This window comes from Paenibacillus enshidis (assembly GCF_042136365.1).
Lineage (GTDB): Bacteria > Bacillota > Bacilli > Paenibacillales > Paenibacillaceae > Paenibacillus > Paenibacillus enshidis.
In genome coordinates this window covers 13,735-36,708 of record NZ_JBHHMI010000024.1, presented here as the reverse complement: position 1 = coordinate 36,708, position 22,974 = coordinate 13,735, and the positions used below count along the sequence as shown (strand labels likewise).

The following is a 22,974-nucleotide window of genomic DNA, read 5'->3' as shown; positions in this document are numbered from 1 at the left end:
GGTATCCCATCTTAAAACAAGGAGAGAACAGCGAATGTCCCAGGATTTGTTAACCATAGCTATACTGGCCAAGGATAAGGCGCATGCTTTACCTCTGTATTTGAATATGATTGAACGGCAAACTTACCCCTCCTCCCGAATTAATCTCTATATCCGGACGAACAACAACAACGATCACACTGCAGAGGTTCTGAGAAACTGGGCGGATCGGGTGAGGGACGCTTATCATGAGGTGTACTTCGACGACAGCGATATCGAGGAGCCGGTACAGGACTACGCTCCCCACGACTGGAACGCGCTCAAGCTTAAAGCGTTGGGAAAGATCAGACAAGAATCCGTACAGTGGGCGATGGATCGAGGCACTCACTATTTTGTGGCGGATTGCGATAATTTCATTGCACCGGACACGATTGAAAGCTTGTTGAATACCAAGATGCCGGTGATCGGGCCTTTATTGAGGCTTGCTGATGGGCTGGAAGCCCTCTACTCCAATTATCATCATCTGACCGATAAGAACGGGTATTTAAAACCTTCCGAGCAATACAATGAAATTCTTTTCGGTTTAGTCAAAGGCTTGATTCAGGTCGAAGTCGTTCATTGCACTTATTTAGTTCGCAAGGACTTTTTGAAATATGTGCGGTATGACGATGAGAGCTATCGCTTTGAGTATGTGATCTTCAGTGATACGTTGAGAAAGGCCGGGATTCCTCAGTATATTGACAATCGGCGTTGTTATGGTGCGCTTACGTTTGTGGATACGGCCGAGGATTTTGCCGCGAAGAACATTGAACAGCATTTTTACCTCCTTGCAGGCTTACCGGGAATGGGATGAGAACCTGAATAGATACCGCAATTTTTATAGGGAGGCGTAGATATGTTAACTCCACTCACACAACTAGAGAATGAGAACAGAATCCGAATCGGAAATGGGTGCCGCAGCGGACCAGGGCTTAGGCTTTCCATTTCAAATGGCATGGAAATGGAAGAGAATGTCGAGATCGGGCCTTATGTCACACTGTTCGATGCGGTTCCCTCCGGAGAAATATCGGGAATTCCTGTGTCCGGGAATCTGGTCCCTGCCAGCCAAGGTTTGCTGCGGATTGGAGAACGCGTACGCATCGGCGCACGGGCCACGGTGGCCGGAAGCATTCACATTGGCAAGTGGGCGGTTATCCAGTCGGGCAGCGTTGTCGTCTCGGATGTGCCGGAGGCCTGCAGAGTAGCCGGTAATCCGGCGGTCATCACCGCCGTCTACGATCCAGCCCTATGCTCCTGGGAGGATGTGAGCACGCCGCAGGAGGCGGAGGCCGCGCTTGCCCGGCGCAAAAACCAGCCGCTCCTGTCGATCTGCATTCCCACGTATAACCGGGAAGGGCATTTGCGCGCTTGTCTGGACTCCATCTTCAGCCAGATTGGAGCGACCGATCTGGTGGAGGTCGTTGTATCGGATAATTGTTCTCCCGACGGAACTCATGACGTGGCGGCCTCTTTTATGAGACAGAACCTCAATATACGTTATGTTCGCAATTCAGAGAATATCGGCCTTGACCGGAATATTATCCAGGCGGGGGAAATGGCGCGTGGAACGTTCCTTCAGCTTCACGGAGACGACGATTATTTTCTGCCGGGAACGCTGCGGGTGCTGCTGTCCACTTTGCATAGTCATCCCGACTGCAGTCTGATTCATACGCACTCCCATCGTAAGGATAGTGTCGGAGAGGGAATGAAAGCCTACTTGAAATCCGCTTCCTTTAATGCGGTTCACATGACACAGACCACATTACGGCGTGCGGACTGGATGGCTATGGAAAATCGGAGCACATGGAAGTACACATATCTTACCCAGTTTCATTGGCAGTACGAAATGCTGTTCATCAATCCCAAATTCTGCATTCTGGGCCGCAACCTGTATTCTTACAACGGCAAAGCGCCGGAGGGCTACAATATGGGAATGGTAGGCTTCCGCAACGTTGACCGGGCCTTGAGCCGGTACGAGGGAGTCGGATTACTGGACAGGGCTGATATTGATGAGATGATGACCAACTATCTGTTTGAGGCTGTCATGCCCTTGCTTAGATACTCCGTGTTGAATAATCTGGGCTCAGATGTTAGCGATTTTGAGGCTTATTACACTGTATATTTCAACCATCAGCCTTATTATGAAGAAGTTCTGCACCAACTCCGGGACATCCTGGCTCACGGGAAATAAGAAAAAATCCCCTTGATAAGGAGAGATTTGCTGCATGTCTGAGGAATTGATAACGATCGCTATATTGGCTAAGGACAAGGCACATACATTACCTTTATATTTAAATATGATTGAACGGCAAACTTACCCTTCCTCCCGAACCAATCTCTATATCCGCACGAACAACAACAATGATCATACCGCAGAGATTTTGCAGGAATGGGTCAACAGGATTAAAGACGCCTATCATGAAGTCTATTTCGACGATCGTGATGTGGAAGAGCCGGTACAGAATTACGAACCCCGTAATTGGAATCCCCTCAAGCTTAAAGTGTTGGGAAAGATCAGACAAGAATCCGTACAGTGGGCGATGGATCGAGGCACTCACTATTTTGTGGCGGATTGCGATAATTTCATTGCTCCGGATACGATTGAAAGCTTGCTGAATGCCGAAGTGCCGGTGATCGGGCCGTTATTGAAGACTGCTGAAGTACCGAAAAGCCATTATTCCAATTTCCATCATCTGACTGATGCAAGCGGTTATTTTAAATCGTCTACCCAGTACTTTGGTATTCTTTATGGAATGGTCAGGGGCCTGATTCAGGTGGATGTCATTCACAGTACTTATTTGATTCGCAAGGAATTTCTGCAATATGTGCAATATGATGATGAAAGCGGCCGTTTTGATTATGTGATCTTTAGCGATAGGTTAAGAAAAGCCGGGATTCCCCAGTACATCGACAACCGGCGCTGTTACGGGGCGGTTACGTTTATGGACACGGCTGAGGATTTTGTGGGGAAAAACGTTGAGCAGAATTTTTATGAGCTTGCAGGCTTGCAGCAGACCGCAGGAGATCCGGGCTATCAGGACTCGAGGGATAGAGAGAGAGAGGAGGCTGAGGCGATTCCGCAATCGACATTCAAGGTGGTTGGGGAAGGTACTGAAGTGCAGCCCGGCGGCGTTGTGAAAGGAGCAAAGCATATCACGCTTGGCTGTCAGGTTCTGGTGGAGGCTCCTTATTGGCTGACTGCACAGGCCAACGAGGGTAGGGATGAGGCTTCTCCCGCACTGCTCTCGATCGGGGACGGATGCCGCATCGGTTCTGGAGCGGTTATTGATGCTTCCTGTTCCGTTAAGCTGGAGGGCAGGGCCGTGATTGGCCCCAATGTATATATAACGGATAAAATTCCGTTTCAGGCGAAGGAGGATCCGTTTCTCATGAGCTATGAGGATCGCCCGGCGGGTGAGCTGACCATCGGCGAAGGTACGCTCATCGAAAGTGGCGTGGTCGTGGAAGGCAGTGTGCGTATAGGTAGAGGCTGTATTATCCGGCCGGACAGTATCGTGCTGCAGGATATTCCCGATTATTGTGAAGTGTCCGGGAATCCGGCCAGGATCACCCGGGTTTACATGCCGTACCTGGGCGATTGGGCTGCTGCGGCCGATGAGGCGGCGGCGAGAGCGCTATTGGAGCAGCGCCGGAGCCAACCCTTCCTGTCGATCTGTATTCCTACCTACAACCGCGCTGCCTGTCTGGATCAATGTCTGCAGTCGATTTTCTCCCAGATCGGGGATACCCCGCTGATTGAAGTGGATGTGTCTGATAATGCATCGCCCGATGAGACAGCTGATGTAGTGCGGCGTTATATGGAGAAATACTCCAACCTGCGTTATTCTCGCAACGATGAGAACCTGGGGGCGGACCGTAATATATTAAAGGTGCTGAACGAGGCACGAGGGGCGTTCATCAAGCTGCAGGGAGACGATAATTATTTTGTGCAGGACAGTATCTGGCCGCTGTTGTCCTTCATCCAGCAGCAAGCTGATTGCGGAGTCATCCATATTAATGTGCTGAACGGAGATGGCAACATCATTCGCGGTGAAGGTGCCGAATTCTACCTGGACCAGGCCAGTGTTAATGCCACCTTCATGACATCTTTGATTCTGAGGCGCGCGGACTGGCATAAGGTTGAAGACAAAACGCGCTTCATCGATTCCTTCCTTGCTCAGTTCTATTTTGTATTTTCCATTCTGTGTAATATCAACTCGAAGTTTGCCATAATTAATTCCGCCATGTTCACAGGTGCAGACAATGACCCCACAGAATACACCCTGGGGGATGTCTTTATCCGAAGCTATCTGAACATTTTGGGTCATTTTGTCGGCAGCGGGCTGAGTGAGGAAGCAGTCAAACGCGATAAGCACCGGTTGCTTGGAAACTATCTTATGCCGCAGTATAACTGGGCCCGCCGTAAGTTTCCCCCGGAGTTCACTGCAGATTTTGAAGAGGTTTTTACAGAGTATTACGGAAATGAGCCTTATTATCAAGATTCGCTGACATGGTTCCGCAGTCTGGGATAAGAAGATATGGAGGGTTCTTCAATTGCCTTGAAGAGTCCTCTATTTTTGTATCATGGAATCTGGGCACACCGAGAAAGCACAGCTCTTTTGTTACATGCAGCAACGAGCCTGTGAGCATGGAGTATATGTACAGTACGTATATGTACCGTACCGTTTCAGCAGCCTATATAGAGGCATAAAACAGGTGCAGTATAGTCTATTAAAGGATACATATAATATAAGGGATACATATAAAGGACACATATATATTAAATAGAGCAACAAAAGCAAAGGAAATATAGCTAATGGTCCACAGGCTCAGACTCCATGGCAGACCGGAGGGGCGGTGCTATAGTCCCTAAATAAAGATTAAAGAATGTTCAACCGGCGGCATACGACCGGGCCATATGAAGAGCTGCATGGGCAACAATGAGCGGCGGACAACAAGGTTCCAGCCGACGCTCCAGTGTTGTGGCAGGATTGTGCTGTAAAGGCGAATCCTCAGCTCTCTAATGAAAGGTATGGCACGGTCGCAGTTAAGCCAATTGACATTGACATACACGCTGGTCGGCAGGCGGAGGCGCGACTTCCGTATGCCTTTTCACGCAGGCCCATCCGGAAGCGATACAATCGCCCGCCAGATGTTATCTATATTAAAGGCTTCAATCCCGAAAGCGAAACTGGTCGGGATCTTCACCGAATCTTTGATTCAGGTTCAAGGCGTCTATTGCAAGCATATGCTCTTGGGACAAGTGAAAATCGAAAATGTCTGTATTTTCGGTCAGATGTTCCGAACGGGTCGACTTAGGAATCGTAATGACGCCTTTTTGCAAATTCCAGCGCAGAATGATCTGCGGAACGGACTTGCCGTACAGCAACGCGATCTCTGACAGCTTGGGAATGAAACGAAAGTTCCCCTGCATCAGCGGACTCCAGGCCTCTACTTGAATGTGGTGCTTCTTGCAAAAAGCCAGCAAAGGCTCCTGTGTCAAGAGCGGGTGGAATTCCACCTGATTGATGGCGGGAATGATATTGCTGGCAGACAGCAGCTCCTGCAGGTGATGAATCTGAAAACTGCACACGCCAATGGCTCTGACTTTACCCTGCTTCTGCAGCTCAATGAACGCTTCCCATACTTCCTGATACTGACCCTTGATTGGCCAGTGGATTAAATAAAGATCGATATAATCCATGCCGAGGCGCTGCAGGCTCAGCTCACAGGCTGCAATTGTCCTGTCATAAGTGGCGTTTTTATTCCATAGCTTGGTCGTTATGAACAGCTCCCGTCTGGGAATGCCATAACGTTTTACGGCTTGCCCCACCAGCATTTCATTGCCGTAAATTTCTGCGGTATCCAAGCTTCGATACCCTGTCGTCAACGCATTCCGGACGATGTCGTCGATTTGTTCAGTTTTTTTGATCTTCGCCAGTCCCAGCCCCAGACAAGGCATCTCCACTCCGTTGTTAAGAACGCAGCGTTCTTCCATACCTCTAATCACATCTTACCCTCCAACTTGTAGTCAATTTCTCGTCTGCATGTCCCTTCTGCTACATCATATTCGCCTGACGGTAAATTATGCTTGGGCTAAAACAAATTGGGCGATCAATCCCCAGTAAATACCGGGAACGAACCGCCGCTTAGACCTTTCTTTTTTTACTGTCTACTTGACGGGGTTACTCCAATATTACTCGACTGCGACAAGCTGACTGCAATCTCAAGAATAATATCTTCCTGACCGGCGACAACCTTCCTTCTTCCCAATTCGTAGAATATATCCTTGGGATCGAGGTTGTACTCTCGGGCAATCCGGTCCACAGGCTTGGCGAAGCCTGAGAATACACCCGTAAGCCCGCTGACAACACTCGTTGAATCGACGTAAGGCACCTTCAGGAAGCTGGCTTCGGCCGTATCCGCCGCATCCAGCAGCTTATATAAGTCGATCCCCGTCTCATACCCCATTTTCTCCAAAACAGCAACGAGAATCTCCAATTGCGCATTGCCCGCTCCGGCACCGAAGCCTCTCATAGTCCCGTCCAGTATGGTCGCCCCCATTTCGAGCGCGGCTATCGAATTGGCGATGGCCATTCCCAGATTGTTATGGGCGTGAAAACCGACGGGGATATCCAGCGTGTCAACAAGCACGCCGATTCGGCTCTTCACGGTATCCGGCAGATAGGCTCCGGCAGAATCCATAATAATAATGCCCTGAGCTCCATAGTCCTGCATTTTGCGGGCTTCCTCCGCCAATATGGAGGCAGGCGCCGTATGCGACATCATGAGCACGCCGTACACCTCCCGCTCCCGTCTGCGGCAATACTCGATATGGCGCTTCGTGATGTCGGCCTCCGTGCAATGGGAAGCCACACGAATGACGTCAACTCCGATATCCAGCGCATTCTTAAGATCCTTGTTGATCGTTGCGAATCCGGGAATGACATGGATGCCCAGCTTGGTTTTATTTAAGATATTGCGGCAGGTTTCCAGCATCTGTGTGTCCGAAATGGCGCTCTCGCCCAATTGCAGCGACGAAGCGCCAAGCCCGTTGCCATGTCCGACTTCAATGACCGGGATTCCCGACACTTCGGCGAGCTCTGCATATAAGGTTAAGTGCTGAACATTCAATTTATGTTGAATGGCATGAGAACCGTCTCTGAGTGTCGGGTCACTGATAAGAATATGCTTCATTCACGCTCCCTCCCTATGCTAACTTTCTGGCGTATTCTTCGGCCATTGCAATTGCGGCGCAATTAATAATATCCAGATTTCCGGCGTAAGGGGGGAGATAATCCCCCAGCCCTTCCACCCTGACCATGATGACAATCCTTCCGTTCTCAAGTGTCGGGGGAACAATCAATTGATAGCCCGGCACATATTGCTGTAAATTCCTCACCATTGCATCCGTGTAGCGCTTTAGGCTGTCCATATCGGGATTCCGTACCAATGCGAAGACAGTAGTTTGCATATGGATACAGGGATCGGCGGGATTTAAATTGAGAATCGCCTTTGACCTGCCGCAACCAGAGAAATGGGCTATCCCTTTCTCGGTCGTCTCGATATACTCATCCAGATTATTGCGAGTCGCGGGACCTGCGCTGTTAGACGATATACTGGAGACCACTTCAATGTATTCGACATCAGGCTGGGTTTGGCCGATAGCGTAGGCGAGCGGAATTGAAGCTTGCCCCCCGCATGTGACCATGCTCACATTCTGCAGTTTGAGACAATGATCCATATTTACGGCAGGGACGCACATTTCCCCGATATTCGAAGGTGTCATATCAATGACAACCTTATTCAATCGCTTGAGGATCGGGGCATGAATATGATGATCCTGAGCCGATGTGGCATCGAAGACAAGCTCGTAACGATCGGCATCCTCAATTAATGCATCAATGCTGCGATCCGATATCTGTACTTCCAAGCCTTTTGCTTTCTGCATGCCAAGGGACTGATTGTTTCTGCCTACGAACAACACACATTCCAGTAAACTGGAGTGCATGGTCTTAACCAGCAGGTCTGTTCCTATATTTCCGCTCCCGATTATAGCTACTTTCAGCTTTTTATGAGCCATCATTCCCGGCCCCCCTCTGTGATGAAAGGAACCATCTTTATGCAATGGCATAGAGTGCATGGTTTCATTGACTTCGTTTGGTAATCGAACAAATCCATCCGGAATGTTCATCTCCTTCCTCTTGAGCAAGCCATCATTCCAAACAGTTAGACTCGTATTCTTCTCTGGACAGAAATGGAAACATATCGTCATAGGGAGCGGAAACCATCGTACCATCGTCCAGCTTCCGGGATGCCACTCTGGGGATGAGCAATTGATCGGGCGGTGTCATGATTTCGCAGATCATGGGGCCCTCGTATCGGAGCAAATCCATGATTTTACGATCCAGTTCGTGGAGTTTTGAAATTTTCAGGTATCCCAGTCCGAACGTATCGGCAATCTTGTTGAACGGAGCGAAGCTTAGTCCCGATTCGGGCCCTTCTCCAATAAAACGCCTTTCCATAAAGTTATTTTGTGTGTGCCGGATTAGCAGATATCCGTTATTGTTGAACAGGATAAACTTGATGGGGAGCTTATTATGGCGGATCGTCTGCAGTTCCTGCAAATTCATCTGGAACGACCCGTCTCCTGTAATGCAATACACTTCCCGGTGACCCGCCGCCACCGATACACCAATAGCTGCGGGTGTATACCCCATGGTGGATAAACCGCCGGTGATGATATGTCTTTGTCCTTCTTTGACTTTGAAGGCCTGGGCATGTACGTGGAAACAGGAGCCTGTATCTACAACAAACAGTGCTTCCTTGGATACTTGTTCGGAGAATCTGGTCATAAACCGGTAAGAGTTGATTCCGTGAGTGTCGTCATCGTATTCCGGCAAATCGACAGGATAACGATGCTTCCAATGCCGGGTTTCTGCAACCCAGGCAGCATATGATGGCGTAGCGTCCCATTGCAAAACCATCTTTGCAAAAAATGCAGAGGCGTCCCCATGAATGGGGATATCCGGAATCACCGAAGGTTTATCAAGCTCCCATTTGTCGATATCGACATGTACTTTGACGGCCTTCTTGGCAAACTCATCATAGTCATAACCGACTAGGCCAATTCCCAATCTGCAGCCGACGGTAATCAACAGATCGCAATTTTGCACCGTAAAATTTGCTGCCCTGTCGCCATAAGTACCCGGTCGGCCGACGAAGAGAGGATGATCGTGATCGATCAAATCCATCCCCAATCGCGAGGTCAGTACAGGAATTTGCGCTTTCTCCACAAATTCACGGAAGACTTCTATAGCATTGGCAGTCCGGATACCTGCCCCCACCAACAAACAGGGTCGTTGGCTGTTCTTCAGAGCTGCTGTAACCTGATGAATCTGTTCCTCTGTAATTTCCGGGATTTTCTCGGCTTCCGGAACATAACCGATGAATGAATCGGGATCGAAGGAAGCCCCCTGCAAATCAACAGGCACCTCCAGATACACCGGGCCCACACGCCCATTCCTGGCGAGAAAAATACATTTCTCCACCTCATACCTTACTTGACTTATATCCTCCAGCCTTACTGCGTATTTCGTGACCTGCTCGAATATAGGCAACGAATCGAAGCCTTGGAGGGCAAATTGGCGGGGGCCTTTTACCTTGGCTAATGAAACTTTGGAATTGCCGGCGACAATAATGACCGGGGAGGAGTCAACATAGGCTCCCGCTGCGCCGGTAATCGTATTCAGCGCTCCCGGACCTGCAGTGACATAAGCGACGCCAAGCCTGCCTGTTGAACGGCCGTATGCTTCTGCCGCCATCGTCGCCGCTTGCTCGTGATGACAACAAATATAGTCCTGTTGCTCATGCTGGTATAAAGCATCGGTCAGGTGCATAATCATTCCCCCAGTGATGAGGAACACAGTTTCACCGCCTGCTTTATATAATGAATCTGTAATATAGTCAGCAACTCTTATTCTCAAATCGTGCTCCCCTTTCCGATCATCGCCAACGGAAGGCCCTTTAGGCTCTTTTTACTAAGGCATCATATGTGTTAAACCACCCATTGGTTCATCAGGTATTTGGTTATATTCCAAAGCCTTAGTTCATAATTATGTTGGAGATCATAAGGGAATGCATAATTATGTTGGAGATCACAAGAGAATCGGAGGGAAGACAGTGGCAGAAGAAGTTTGCTTTGTGAGCTGCGTGAATGATGAAGAAATGTATAAATTATGCCTGCAGCACATTCAGTCCCTGTTTGTGCCACCAGGTGTTCATGTTGAAAGCGTCGCCATCAGGGGAGCATCCGGCATTACGTCCGGTTATAATCAGGCCATTCGTAATTCACGTGCGAAGTACAAGGTCTATTTGCATCAGGATACGTATATCATGAACCGTAACTTTCTCTACGAGCTGCTTGATTTGTTTAAAAAGTATCCCCAGTTGGGCCTGGTCGGGCTCATCGGTTCAAGAAGTCTGCCGGCTGATGCTGTTTGGTGGGAATCAGGTGAACTGTTTGGAAAAGTACTTGAGTACCGCAGCACGTATAATTATTTGAAATTCACCGAAGCGGGGGGTCCATATCAAAGTGCGGCTGCAATTGATGGCTTGTTGATGGCGACTCAGTATGACATTCCCTGGCGTGAGGACGTTTTTGACGGCTGGCATTTTTATGATATTTCCCAGTCCTGTGAGTTCAAAAGGAAAGGGTATGCGGTCGGCATTCTGCCTCAGGCTGAACCGTGGGCGCTTCATGCCTGTGGAGTCATGTATCCTGATCATGTCTATTACAGTTACAGGGATAAATTCCTGCTCGAATATGGGCAAGATCCAACTGCCTTTGGGTCTAATTAGATAAATCGACTCCTTAAAACATGGAAGCAAAACGCAGCCCGTCTCCTGAAGAGGATGGGTTGCGTTTGATCATGCCTGGACAGCATTTAAGATGATCATCTTTTAAAAGCAAAGACGGCGGAATTCCTCATTTTCCCGTAAATCATCAGTATAGTGGGGGGCCTGGGCAAACTCTTGATATAATGCTTCAATCTCCTCTTCGTTCATCAAATGCTGGCCCCCATATCCCTTGAAAGCGCCCATTTTATTCTTGATCTGCAGCTTGCGTTTTTTTAACTGCTCATTCCACGGGCTGAATCCGTACCATAATATCATTGCTCCTGGCGGAAGACTTGAGCCTGGATGGTTCGAGCCGTGCCTGCCTATGATATAATCTCCGTCCGGGTACCGGTGGATTACCCGGTTTCGGCCATGGTTCACAATTAAACCATAATAACGTTGCTGGTAGAGCGGAAATCTGTAAATGGGATCGGGAAGTTCAAGGTGTAACGGATCGATCATGTGTGCCGATTGGAGACAGTATGCATGATGCCCTAGTTCGTCCAATTGTTGCAGAAATTTATCCATATCTTTGCAGACGAGAAACTCGGTTGTATTCAGAACGATCTTCCATCCGTCCACTTCCCGTTCGATCTCCATGACTTCTGCGTCGACTGCGTGGGCATCGAAATGCGTGTTGCGCGAATCGCGAATCTCCCAATGAGGAGCGTGGTGCCGAATGACCTGGACCGAGCGGTCCGTCGAACCGTAGTTGATCATGATCCCATGGTCAAATAAGCTGGCATGCTGGGCGACCCACCAGGGAAGTAGATACTCCTCATTATAAAAATGGCTGATAATGGTCCTGCGCGGTCTTGTCATGACGTAATTCTCCCTTCGGGAAAATATTGCATATACACATCTTGCCCGTTGCTGCGGACCTTTCGGATGCGGGTCACGATCTCATCGAAGAAGTTCCACGACAACACCACGACGAATAACGGCTGCTCGATGTCGTGAAGAGCGTCTGAGGAGCGAATGGGTATATTCCGGCCGGGAGTCAGCATGCCGTTCTTGAGTGGATTGTCATCTACGATGAAGTCGAGGTCCAGCTTCGCGAAATTCAAAAACGTATTGCCTTTCGCCGCCGCGCCGTAACCGACGATCTTGTAGCCCCGGTCCGTGTATGCGCGGATCGCTTCATGCACGCGGTCAGCGGTCAGCTTCATCTTCTCTCCGAAACGCCGATAAGTTCCCAGTTCGTAGAAGCCCGATTGCTCCTCTGCCGCCTCCATCTCTTTAACGGATGCTTCTGCTGTGGCGTCCGCTGCGCCAAGCGTCCACAAATAGCTGGTCCCGTGGACAGGCACTTTAGTTCCACGGATCACCTTTAGTCCGGCACGCTCGGCCAACGTGCGGAAGGAGCGGGTCGTGAAGAACGAATGGTGCTCGTGGTAGATCGTGTCGAATTCGAAACGTTTGAACATCTCGCTCTGTGAAGTTTGGATGTAGATGCTGCCGCCTTCGGCGAGCACTTCCCGGCATGCGGCCAGAAATTTATACGGATTGGACACATGAGCCAGCACGTTCATGGCCACAATCACGTCGTACTTGTGCTCCAGGCGGCGAGCGGTTTGTGTGTCCCAGTAACCAACCAGTGTCGGAACTCCTTTGGCTGCCGAGATCTCGCGCAGGTTTTCAGCCGGATCGACACCTTGAACCTCATGCCCTTTCTTGGCGAATTGCTCCAGCAGACTGCCATCGTTGCTTGCGATGTCGAGAACGCGCAGCTTCTTCTGCGGATACTGCTGTTCCACCCTCTCAACGAACGACCGGAAGTAATCCTGCAGCGTGGTGGTTGTCCCACTGACATATAGATAATGCTTGAACAGCAGATCGGGATTTACCGCGATGCTGAGCTGGCTGTGGAAGCAATCCTCGCAGACGTTCACCTCCAGCGGATACTCATGCTGCGATTCGGTTCCGTCATGATAGCTGTTGGCCAGCGGCTGGCCGCCAAGGTCCGCGTACAGGCGCAGCTTCTCGCTATTGCAGCACAGGCAGCGGGTCAACCGCTTGAAGCGTCTGACTTCAAGTCCGGTTGTGCGGTGCTGCTGCAGCAGATCTTCCACGATTGAGTCAATTGTATCGGTGAAGGTAAACCCGAAAGTGCGTTCAAACTTGCCTGTATCCATACTGAAATCATAAGTAGGGGAGTCCGGAAGCTGTTCAATGGGCACGTCCATAATTCGGCCGACGGTTTGGGCAATATCCAGCACCGTCGAATTGAAGCTGGCCACATTGTACACGCCCGGTTTGCCGTTCCCGGTCAGAATTGCTTCGATCGCCCGGCACAGATCCTTGATGCCCAGCAGCGGACGATAACATTGCGGATTGTTGACCTTGATCTTGCCTTCTTGCAGAGCCGTGCAGACCATCCGGTTAATCATCAGATCCAGCCGCAGATTGGCAGAGCTTCCGTTGACTGTGCCGAACCGCAGGGCGTAGTAGTTTTTGCCGGAAATGGTGGCAAACTGATCGGCTGCATATTTGGTCAGATCGTACATGTTCTCCACATTAAATTGCTTCGATTCTTCGCTGGTTCGTTCACCGCCTGTTCCCGTATAGACGCTGGAAGAACTGGCGTAGATCAGGCGCGTATCCCCCACTTTGTCCAATAAATCGTAAAAGTCAATTAAATTGTTCTGGAAAGCGCCGCGAGGATCCTCGACGGCCACCTGGACGCTTGAATGAGCTGCCAGATGAATAATCGCATCGTACTTCGACAATTCGTCCTTGGTCAGATCCCGGTAATGCTTTCGCTCGTTCGCCGTATTGATCGTATTGCCGTAGAGCTCCAGATCCACGGTATCGACCGCATAGCCGCGTTCCTGCAAATGGTTGTACACTTCGCTTCCGATATAGCCGCAGCCGCCGATGATTAATATCGAATTTCCCAACGCAAAACCTCCTACAGTAGCTTTTCGGATGCCGGAATGTTCTCCGACATCTTGTGCAGCATATGCGAGCCAACATCCTCTGTTACCGGAATTATCGTCCAAATTTAACTGCGGATCGGAGTAGCTCAAAATCACGGAGGAATCCAATGAAAACATAAGAAGCTGGCGCCGATTAGTACCGACGCCAGCTTGTACCTTGTGGGCCTTTTCAATATCAAACTCGTGGAAACCAAGTATCCCATGTGGTGTGCTGGGCCATAAGCAATTGCGTGGCTGATTCCGGGAAACCGCGGTAATGCCTCATGTAGCCTGCCAAATAAGCAAATGACGATCCGTAGGCCCCGACAAATGAGGAAGCGCCAATGCAGACCAGCCAGTCAATTAATGCTTGTTGTTCCAGGCAAAGCGATTCGAATTCTTGCTGAAACGGGAAGAAATCTTTCAAAATGTCTGTTTTCCTCAGGAAGGTAACATGAGGGAATTGTTCATTTAACTGTTGGACGATTTCGTTGTACCGTTCTTCCTGTACCCCGGTGGCGAAATAAACGGCATTCAGATCGGGCTCATTGACAAGTGATGCAACAACGAGTTCGTCAAGGTAGTTTTTTGTGACCGTCTCCAGGCCAATCTGTCTGGTTTCCTCGAACAGCAGCAGATCCCCTTCAATCCGCAGCTGGATCGCTTTCCATTTTGGATAAAGGGACATGGAACCAATAATGAAATTGGCTAATTTCTGTAGGTTCTTTGCAAAAGGAAACGATTTAGCTAAAAACTGCCCGATTTCTCGACATTCATCATAGGGCATGGAAAATCTATGCAAAAATCTAGTGCAATGTATGATGACATCTTCCTCTTTAAGGACGCTATTTTCTTTAAGGACCGGGATCTGTTTTTCCTCAAGCAATGGAATCAACGCTTCAACATCGATAATGGACTCAGGGGGGATCGGGGCGAACGGCGGATTTGTGTCAAGGTTAATGGAAGTCCGGGTTTGCAGATTGTTCAGCATAAAACCAGCAGGCGGATCTTCCTTGGAATGATGGATAGTTTCCCAGATCGTTCTGTAAATGGCCATCATTTGGTTGCATAATCCCTCAGGACCTTCGACCTTATACTGATAGTAAAAAATAACACACAACTCCTTTCACGATAGCTTTGTTACATCATATGAGGTGTTTGGGTGTTTGCCACTCCTGACGGAACATCATTTTTTAGGTATTTCTGTTCACATATCATGGACTCAAGCATAAACTATTTCCATTAATCCATCTGAACAATGAATCAGGAAAAGGAGAGAGTAAATGAACAGTTTTTTGGAAAAAGTGATTAAACCCGTCATAGCCGCGCACCGGCCAAAGAGCATTGTGGAAATCGGAGCTTTTTCAGGATTGAATACCGCCAAGCTGCTGGATTATTGCAAGTATACCGATTCGGTATGTCATGTGATCGATCCTCTGCCGCAATTTGATGTTGAGTCGATGAAGGCATTGTATGGGGAGAAGTTCGTGCTTCATCAGGATTTAAGTCTGGCTGCACTTCTGAATATTGAATACTATGATATGGTACTTATAGACGGAGACCATAATTGGTACACCGTCTATCATGAACTAAAGCAAATATCTGAAATGGCCGAGAAAACCGGACAGTTTCCGATTGTATTTTTGCATGATACGGCTTGGCCATACGCACGGAGAGATATGTATTATGATCCGGAAAATATACCGGAGGCGTTCCGTCACCCCTACGATTCGAAAGGGATTGTACCTGGCTCGTCAGAGCTTGTTGAGGGAGGAGCGAATACAGGCTTCAACAATGCGACTCATGAATACGGGGAACAAAACGGAGTGCTTACGGCAATTGAGGACTTTATGAAACAATCCTCGATTCCTTTGCGTCTTCATCTTCTGCAAGCAAACTTTGGGCTTGGTATTCTGCTTCCGGCCGATTCACAACTGAACCCCATTATATCTTTCATCGTGGATACATCCGGGATGTAATTGGCCGGCAGTGCCGAATCACATTCGAAAGGACTGTATACATGATGAAAGTGGTCATTACTGGGCCCACCGGAGCCATCGGCATGGCACTGATCCAATTGTGTATTACCAAGCAGATCGAGGTGTTGGCTATCTGCCGTAAAGGTTCTCCCGGTCTTGTTTATATGCCACAAAATCCTCTGATTCATATCGTTGAAGCAAATTTGGATGAATATGCTGCCCTTGAGCTGCCTGGTCAATACGATGTGTTTTATCATTTTGCATGGGCGAGCACGAGCAGAGAAAGTCGAAACGACGTGTACTCTCAAAATCAAAATGTAACCCATACATTGGATGCGGTACGCTTGGCTAAGCGTCTGGGCTGCCATACATTCATCGGGGCAGGTTCGCAAGCGGAATATGGCCGATCCGAAATGCCTCTCACATCCCGTACGCCTGCTTTCCCGGAAAATGGATATGGGATTGCTAAATTATGTGCAGGTCAACTAAGCCGGATTTTGTGCGAGCAGTTGGAGATCAAGCACATTTGGACTCGAATTTTGAGTGTTTATGGACCCTATGATGATGAGCATACGATGGTAATCAGTACAATCAAAAGATTGTTATCCCAAGAGGAATTGCCGTTCACTCAGGGGGAACAGATTTGGGATTTCTTGTACAGTGAAGATGCAGCGGATATGTTATATCGATTGGCGATTCAGGGCGAAAACTTTAGGACGTATTGCATTGGTAGTGGTGAGGGCAGGAAATTAAAAACATTTATTAGGGAAATAGTTGACGTAGTTGCTCCAAAACAAGAACCTGTTTTTGGTGCCATACCTCATAATAGAAATCAGGTCATGCATCTGGTAGCGGATCTTGACGAGCTGGAGCAGGATATAGGACCGGTTACCTTGACCCCGTTTGCTCTGGGGATTAGAAAAACGATGGAAGAGGTGATGAGAAGATTACAGTGAATTTTGCCTGATCTGCCCCCCGTATTTGTTCAATCAGCTATTCGTGGATAAATATTTTTATGGGTATTCATTCCTTTATTTTTTAGCCCCTGCTATTGTCCCATGCCTGCGAATACGCAGGTGAATACACTGAATTGATCCAAACGGAAGGGGTGATTGAATTGTCTCAGGCTAATATACCGAATATTACACCAACGATCACGGTCACAAGAGAAGATGCGATTACGCTGCTCATTGTATCCATCGCGATGGAAGAGCTGGGATTAAGCCACATTTTGAATGCCGAAGGCGAGAAGCTGCAATATGTACTGGGTACTCTGTCTGGCACAATACCACCGCCAAATGTAACTCTCGATGTTTTATTAGCAATAAATGATAGCATTCGTAAAACCATTAAAGAAACCACAAAGAAAGATTGGATACTGAGCAACAAATTGCAGAAGGCTCTGTGTGCTTCCAAAATATGAGCCCGTTGGCCCGACGGATACCGTTTGAAGCTAAAGATTGAAACCTGGAGAGATGCCAATCGGGAACAATACCCCCTTATTGGCATCCATCTTCATTCGATAGCAACGTTTAAACCCGGGGGAACCAGCTGTCCTATAGGGCAGTTGGCTGTACCCCGGGCCATTGTGCTTCGCCCAGACGATTGCCAGGCTGATTGAGCAGGGCTTTAAACGAAAACAAAATTATTAACTATTAATATTTATATTGAAGATAAAGCGGCCGTATGCTATATTCATTGTGCATAAAACGGTAATGATCAGGTTTGCAAATGCCGAATTTTTCTTATCGAGAGAGGATGGTATCTATGGCAACAACAGGTCTGAAAGCCAGAATGATCGTTGATAAATCTTTCCGGATTGCCGAGGTGGATAAACGCATTTACGGCTCCTTTATTGAGCATTTGGGCCGCGCGGTGTACGGGGGGATTTACGAGGCGTCTCATCCGTCCGCTGATGAAAGCGGTTTCCGTAAAGATGTGAAGGAACTGGTCAAGCAACTCGATGTGCCGATTATCCGTTATCCTGGCGGGAACTTTGTCTCAGGCTACAATTGGGAGGATGGCGTCGGTCCTGTTGAATCCCGGCCACAGCGGCTGGAGCTGGCCTGGAGAACGGTGGAGCCGAATGAAGTAGGCACGAATGAATTTATAAAATGGGCCAAAGAAGCCGGTTCGGAGGTCATGATGGCCGTCAATCTCGGCACACGCGGCATTGACGCTGCCCGCAATCTGGTGGAATACTGCAACCATCCGGGAGGCTCCAGGTACAGCGACCTGCGCCGCAGTCATGGGGTAGAGCAGCCGCACCGGATCAAAACATGGTGTCTTGGCAACGAAATGGACGGGCCGTGGCAGATCGGGCACAAGACGGCCGAGGAATACGGCAGATTGGCGCTGGAATCAGCGAAAGCCATGAGGCTGATCGACCCTGATATTGAGCTGGTATCCTGCGGCAGCTCAAGCTCCGCCATGCCTACCTTCCCGGAATGGGAGGCAACAACCCTTGATCATACGTATGATGCGGTTGATTACATATCCCTGCACCAGTACTACGGCAACAGAGACAACGATACCCCCAACTATCTTGCGCGTTCCATGGATATGGACCATTTTATTCATACGGTCATATCCACATGTGATTACATTAAGGCGAAGAAGCGCAGCAAGAAAAAAATGATGCTCAGCTTTGACGAATGGAACGTCTGGTATCATTCCAATGAAGCGGACAGCAAAATTGAACCGTGGACGATTGCTCCTCCGCAGCTGGAGGATATTTATAATTTCGAGGATGCGCTGCTGGTCGGCAGCATGCTGATTACGTTCCTGCGCCACGCGGACCGCGTGAAAATGGCCTGCCTTGCGCAACTCGTCAACGTGATTGCTCCGATTATGACGGAGAACAACGGCCGTGCCTGGAAGCAGACGATTTTCTACCCTTATATGCATGCTTCCCAATTCGGGCGGGGTGTGTCCTTGATGCCTGTAGTGGATTCCCCGAAATATGACGCCAAGGATTTCACGGATGTTCCGTATCTGGATAGCGCTGTTGTATATGATGAGGCGGAAGAGGCGCTGACCATCTTCGCGGTGAATCGTCATCTGTCCGAGGCTTTGGACCTGACATGCGATGTGCGCAGCTTCGAGGGATACAGCATCGTGGAGCATATTGTGATGGAGCATGAGGATCTCAAAGCAGTGAACGGCCCGGGCGAGGAAAAGGTAGCTCCCCGCAGCGGCGGCAGCGCCAAGCTGGATGGCGGCATCGTAACCGCCCATCTGGGTAAAGCGTCCTGGAATGTGATCCGCTTGCGTAAAGCGCAGTAATTTTGGCACAAATATTAGATTGAGTGAAATGTATGGAACTGCGAAAGCCCGCAACTCATGGAGTAGCGGGCTTTCAAGGGTAATCATCAGTGTTTTGGTAAATCAATTCGGTGCGTACTCTCATGGTTTCGAGCTCCATGTTACGAGTTACAATGCGATCCGTTTCTTTCTGATCGCCGGTCCATCCATAATAATGGACAAGGAAACACCTAAACGATTTTCCATTCTTTCGACTGCTTCCAGGAAAGCAAGGTCAAACCTCATTAGTTGGCTGCTGAAATTGTTGTGACCTGACCGGGAATTTATGTATGGTAGCCATCAAGACCAGCTCCCTTTTTAGTCCAAGTTCTTTCTATGTATAGGGGATTTTCTTAAATTGCACAGTTAAAAATCAGAGGCGCTCGGTCGAGTGTCGGTCAGACGCGGTATCCGGCGGTCGTCCATTACCTCATCTGGCAACAAGCGTTTTCTTATGGTTTTAACTCAACTTTCGCAGCAAGAAATCGGCAAACAGGCCCTGATATAACGGGGTAAAACGGAAAGGGGATTGTGCCTCCCCCCTCAGAGTCTAGTAGCCAGAGTGAGATGGGGTCTATAGGGGGTGTGTCTGGTGTCTGGTGTGTGGTGTCCGTTGCCTAATGCCTGATGCCTGATGCCTTTCCATACAGCTTTGCACGATTATCCCTTTTGATCAGAATGCGGGGGTTGAGGGTTGGGTTGGGGGCCTAGGGGAAGGAATAAAGAGAAACGAGAGAAAAGAGATAAGAAAAAAAGAGGCAGCTCAAATGGGATGTTCGGCTTGAAACAGGAACACATGTTTGGTATGATAGAACAAAGAACTTATGTTCGTGGATTATGGATTGCATCTGCAGGCGTACCTCAACGAGTACACTGGACGCCGCCGCCTGCGCCTGTCCGGAGCGGAAGGAACGATGTGGCAGAAGTTATTGTACATCGGTGTGGCGGATCCCGGCGATTACCTACCGTCGGCTGATCGCACGCCAAACGGATCAGCCTCTTGCGGCTGCGTCCTGATCGCAGGGCTTGAACGAGGAAAGGTGAGCCTGATGTGCGTTGCTTGAACGGTGTGGGTTAGCATGAACGAGAACATCGGAAAAATTCAGGTTCAAGCGGCAACGAGGACCCAGGTCTTTTTATTTTTTCGGTGCCTTGCTCCGCTCTCTCCTTCTCTCTCGATCGGTTTCACATCACCTAAACGCTCTGCTTTCTCCAAAGAACGCCTCATGACCTCGAACCGATCTGCTTCTCCATAAGGCACAATTAAAAAAAATAGACCCATTCGATGGTCCTGAATCGCGTAACAACAGGCATTTTCGTGCCTCATTTGATCCGTTATTTACTCTAACGTGCCAAAAGTATATTTTCGGTTCCCGGTTTTCTGTTTTTCTTGACCTGATCCAACGGGATAATCGTGCAAAGCCCCTGAACAGCGAGTATCACATGTCTTGCCACGATCGACGAGCGGGTCATTCTCAGCCAAATTTCAGGTGAGGGCGGCATAATAGGGGTATGTTAAATGTTCGAAAGTATAAATTCCGAAGCATGGCTTCGGGATATTGCAAGGAAAACTACCGCTAGACGCGGTCAGGCTTGAAAGGATGAAGGCAGGATGAGTGCGCTGAACGGCGTGAAAATATTAATTGCGGATGATGAACCGCATATATTGCAGTTTCTCGAGTTTGGGCTGGTGAATGAGGGATTTGAGGTCAAAAAGGTCTCGAACGGCGAGGAAGCGCTGGAGGCTGCGAGGGAATTCAGGCCTCATGTAGCGGTGCTGGACGTCATGATGCCGGAAATGAACGGCTTTGAGGTCTGCCGCAGCCTGAAGGAGACGGGAGACAATATTGCTGTAATCATGCTGACGGCCAAGGATGAGGTCGATGATCGGGTGAAAGGGCTTAAGCTGGGCGCTGATGATTACCTGGTCAAGCCGTTTAATTTTGAGGAGCTGCTGGCCCGCATCGAAGCACGGCTGCGCAACCAGTTTCCCGATCTGCTGGGCGAGGTGGCCTACGGACCGTTTTGCATCGATGACCGGCGCAGGGAAATCAAATTTGCTGACCGTGTGCTGGAGCTGTCCCCGACCGAATATGAGCTGCTCAAGCTGCTGGTGCTGAATCATGGACTGGTGCTGAGCAAAGCCCGGATATTGGACCGGGTGTGGGGTTATGATTTTGGCGGGGAAGATAACATTGTGGAGGTCTATGTCCGCTCTTTGCGCGATAAGCTGCAGGACAAGGAGCATAAGCTGATCCGGACACTGCGCGGTGTCGGCTATCGGATGGATTTGCCATGATACGGGGAAAAAAAGAGTGGCAGGACGTCCTGTCGCTTCGTTCCCTGCGCTCACAGCTGCTGGCGAGAACGATCCTTATTGTGGCTGTGCTGCTGGCGTTGATCGGCTTTCTCCAATATGTATTGATGAAGGATTTCCTGTACCGCAGCCGTGTGGACACGATGGAAGCCCATCTGCGTACGATGCCGATGGAGTTGTTCGCTAAATGGAGGCCAATAGCGGAGAATGCTGCTCCTGGGGCAAGGGGCAAGGACGGACAGAAGCCGCAGCAGGATCGGCCGCGGTTTCTGTTTATGCCGGACACCTCCGTTGCCGTGATCGGAAAGGATGGCGCTTTTACGGATCTGTCTGCTGAAAACGGTCTTTCGTCCCCACGGTTGTCGGCGGAAGTGTACGAGGAAGCAAGCCATAATACTGACAACCCGCACAGGAAGAGAGATTACTGGCTTGTAGAGGATGCGCAGGGGAACGAGCAGCTGGTGATTGTACGGACAAGCAGAGGCCCGCGCGCGAGCGGCGGTGATCTGGTGCAGATGGGTTATCGCATAGGTCCCTTGCGTGACCTGCTGCTGAGGCAGCTCCTGATCTTTATCTCATTGGCTTTACTGGCTCTGGCGGGCGGGCTTGCTTTGATGCTGCCTGTGCTGCGGCGTACGCTCGTTCCTCTCTCCGAGATGGTCAGGGCGGTGAAGAGGGTGGATGCGGGAAATTTAACCGAGCGCTTCGAAGCCAATCAGGGGCAGTATGAAATTGACCGGCTGGCGGTGTCCTTTAACGGGATGCTCAGCCGTCTGGAAGCCGCCTTTGCCGCCGAAAGGGAAGCACAGCTACAAATGAGGCGGTTTATTGCCGATGCCTCACATGAATTGCGTACTCCATTGACGTCGATCCACGGTTTTCTGGAGGTGCTGCTGCGGGGGGCTGCGTCCAACCCGGCCCAACTGCAGGCTGCGCTGGAGAGCATGCACGGGGAATCCAAGCGAATCAACAAGCTGGTGGAGGATCTGCTGCTGCTGGCGAAAATGGACCGGCAGCCGCAGATGGAGCTGAAAGACACGTCCCTGGACCGCCTGTTGCTCACCATGAAGCCCCAGCTCCGAATGCTCGCGGGTGACCGGGAATTGACCTTTAATCTTAAGGGGGCGGTTCATGTGCTGGCAGATACTGACGCTCTCAAGCAGGTGATTCTGAATCTTTTTCATAATGCGGTTCAGCACACGGACCCCGAGCTTGGGATCATTGCCGTCACGCTTTCAGCAAGTTCCAGCACAGCCGAGCTGTCAGTGCGTGATAACGGAGCCGGGATGAACAAGCAGCAGTTGGAGCGCATCTTCGAACGGTTCTTCCGCGGGGACTCGTCCCGCACACGCAGCTCCGGCGGTGCCGGGCTGGGACTGGCCATTTCCCACTCCATTGTGGAGGCGCACGGCGGTGTGATTGAGGCGGACAGTGAGCCCGGCAAAGGCAGCGTCTTTCGCATGAAGCTGCCCTTGCCCGGACAGCAACCTGGACAAGAGGAGAAGATGTAACCCAGTCACACGAAAAACGTCTATCGACG

Annotated in this window: 18 protein-coding genes; 11 read left to right on the top strand and 7 right to left on the bottom strand. The window is 49.7% G+C overall.

Annotated features, from left to right (window positions below):
- Nucleotides 1–34 precede the first annotated feature (34 nt).
- Genes ACE41H_RS20150 through ACE41H_RS20140 form a run of 3 tightly spaced genes read left to right on the top strand, consistent with a single transcriptional unit; the run spans nt 35 to nt 4,550 of the window.
- Nucleotides 35–832, top strand: a complete 798-nt coding sequence (locus ACE41H_RS20150; protein WP_375357355.1) for a glycosyltransferase family 2 protein — start codon at nt 35–37, stop codon at nt 830–832.
- Nucleotides 833–874: 42 nt separating this feature from the next.
- Entirely contained in the window at nt 875–2,209 is a 1,335-nt protein-coding gene (locus ACE41H_RS20145; protein ID WP_375357354.1) for a glycosyltransferase, read from the top strand.
- A gap of 34 nt (nt 2,210–2,243) precedes the next feature.
- A complete protein-coding gene (locus ACE41H_RS20140; protein ID WP_375357353.1) occupies nt 2,244–4,550 on the top strand; it encodes a glycosyltransferase family 2 protein in 2,307 nt (768 codons plus the stop codon).
- Between the two features lie 641 nt (nt 4,551–5,191).
- Here the strand turns inward: ACE41H_RS20140 and ACE41H_RS20135 are convergent.
- From ACE41H_RS20135 to ACE41H_RS20120, 4 genes are all read right to left on the bottom strand, one after another.
- Entirely contained in the window at nt 5,192–6,028 is an 837-nt protein-coding gene (locus tag ACE41H_RS20135; RefSeq protein WP_375357352.1) for an aldo/keto reductase, read from the bottom strand.
- A gap of 155 nt (nt 6,029–6,183) precedes the next feature.
- Nucleotides 6,184–7,215, bottom strand: coding sequence for a 4-hydroxy-2-oxovalerate aldolase (gene dmpG, locus ACE41H_RS20130; protein WP_375357351.1), 1,032 nt, complete (start codon nt 7,213–7,215; stop codon nt 6,184–6,186).
- Nucleotides 7,216–7,228: 13 nt separating this feature from the next.
- Nucleotides 7,229–8,212 (bottom strand): acetaldehyde dehydrogenase (acetylating), encoded by a 984-nt coding sequence (locus ACE41H_RS20125; RefSeq protein WP_375357350.1) that lies wholly within the window; start codon nt 8,210–8,212, stop codon nt 7,229–7,231.
- A gap of 22 nt (nt 8,213–8,234) precedes the next feature.
- The gene (locus ACE41H_RS20120) at nt 8,235–10,004 is read right to left on the bottom strand and encodes a thiamine pyrophosphate-binding protein (protein WP_375357349.1); all 1,770 of its coding nucleotides are present in this window, start codon (nt 10,002–10,004) and stop codon (nt 8,235–8,237) included.
- A 196-nt stretch (nt 10,005–10,200) separates the two neighbouring features.
- Here ACE41H_RS20120 and ACE41H_RS20115 point away from each other — a divergent pair, with 196 nt between their 5' ends.
- Nucleotides 10,201–10,878, top strand: coding sequence for a glycosyltransferase family protein (locus tag ACE41H_RS20115; protein ID WP_375357348.1), 678 nt, complete (start codon nt 10,201–10,203; stop codon nt 10,876–10,878).
- A gap of 102 nt (nt 10,879–10,980) precedes the next feature.
- Here ACE41H_RS20115 and ACE41H_RS20110 read toward each other — a convergent pair whose 3' ends face one another.
- From ACE41H_RS20110 to ACE41H_RS20100, 3 genes are all read right to left on the bottom strand, one after another.
- Nucleotides 10,981–11,739 (bottom strand): glycosyltransferase family protein, encoded by a 759-nt coding sequence (locus tag ACE41H_RS20110; protein WP_375357347.1) that lies wholly within the window; start codon nt 11,737–11,739, stop codon nt 10,981–10,983.
- Entirely contained in the window at nt 11,736–13,817 is a 2,082-nt protein-coding gene (locus ACE41H_RS20105) for an NAD-dependent epimerase/dehydratase family protein (protein ID WP_375357346.1), read from the bottom strand. Before ACE41H_RS20105 ends, ACE41H_RS20110 begins: the two co-directional genes overlap by 4 nt.
- Nucleotides 13,818–14,031: 214 nt before the next feature.
- Nucleotides 14,032–14,895 (bottom strand): O-fucosyltransferase family protein, encoded by an 864-nt coding sequence (locus ACE41H_RS20100; protein ID WP_375357345.1) that lies wholly within the window; start codon nt 14,893–14,895, stop codon nt 14,032–14,034.
- Between the two features lie 223 nt (nt 14,896–15,118).
- Between ACE41H_RS20100 and ACE41H_RS20095 the strand changes: the two genes are divergently transcribed.
- The 7 genes from ACE41H_RS20095 to ACE41H_RS20065 all read left to right on the top strand — a co-directional run bounded on the left by ACE41H_RS20095 (nt 15,119) and on the right by ACE41H_RS20065 (nt 22,945).
- Nucleotides 15,119–15,814 carry a class I SAM-dependent methyltransferase gene (locus ACE41H_RS20095; RefSeq protein ID WP_375357344.1) on the top strand — a complete coding sequence of 232 codons (696 nt, stop codon included), beginning with the start codon at nt 15,119–15,121 and terminating at the stop codon, nt 15,812–15,814.
- A 41-nt stretch (nt 15,815–15,855) separates the two neighbouring features.
- The gene (locus ACE41H_RS20090; protein WP_375357343.1) at nt 15,856–16,770 is read left to right on the top strand and encodes an NAD-dependent epimerase/dehydratase family protein; all 915 of its coding nucleotides are present in this window, start codon (nt 15,856–15,858) and stop codon (nt 16,768–16,770) included.
- Nucleotides 16,771–16,904: 134 nt separating this feature from the next.
- Nucleotides 16,905–17,237, top strand: a complete 333-nt coding sequence (locus ACE41H_RS20085; protein WP_375357342.1) for an alpha-helical endospore appendage domain-containing protein — start codon at nt 16,905–16,907, stop codon at nt 17,235–17,237.
- Between the two features lie 344 nt (nt 17,238–17,581).
- Nucleotides 17,582–19,099, top strand: a complete 1,518-nt coding sequence (gene arfA, locus ACE41H_RS20080; RefSeq protein ID WP_375357341.1) for an arabinosylfuranosidase ArfA — start codon at nt 17,582–17,584, stop codon at nt 19,097–19,099.
- Between the two features lie 848 nt (nt 19,100–19,947).
- On the top strand, nt 19,948–20,181 hold the full coding sequence (locus ACE41H_RS20075) for a hypothetical protein (protein ID WP_375357340.1): 234 nt from the start codon (nt 19,948–19,950) through the stop codon (nt 20,179–20,181).
- Between the two features lie 548 nt (nt 20,182–20,729).
- Nucleotides 20,730–21,416, top strand: a complete 687-nt coding sequence (locus ACE41H_RS20070; protein ID WP_375357339.1) for a response regulator transcription factor — start codon at nt 20,730–20,732, stop codon at nt 21,414–21,416.
- Complete coding sequence (locus tag ACE41H_RS20065; RefSeq protein ID WP_375357338.1) at nt 21,413–22,945, top strand: sensor histidine kinase; 1,533 nt, start codon at nt 21,413–21,415, stop codon at nt 22,943–22,945. Before ACE41H_RS20070 ends, ACE41H_RS20065 begins: the two co-directional genes overlap by 4 nt.
- The last annotated feature ends 29 nt before the right edge of the window (nt 22,946–22,974 follow it).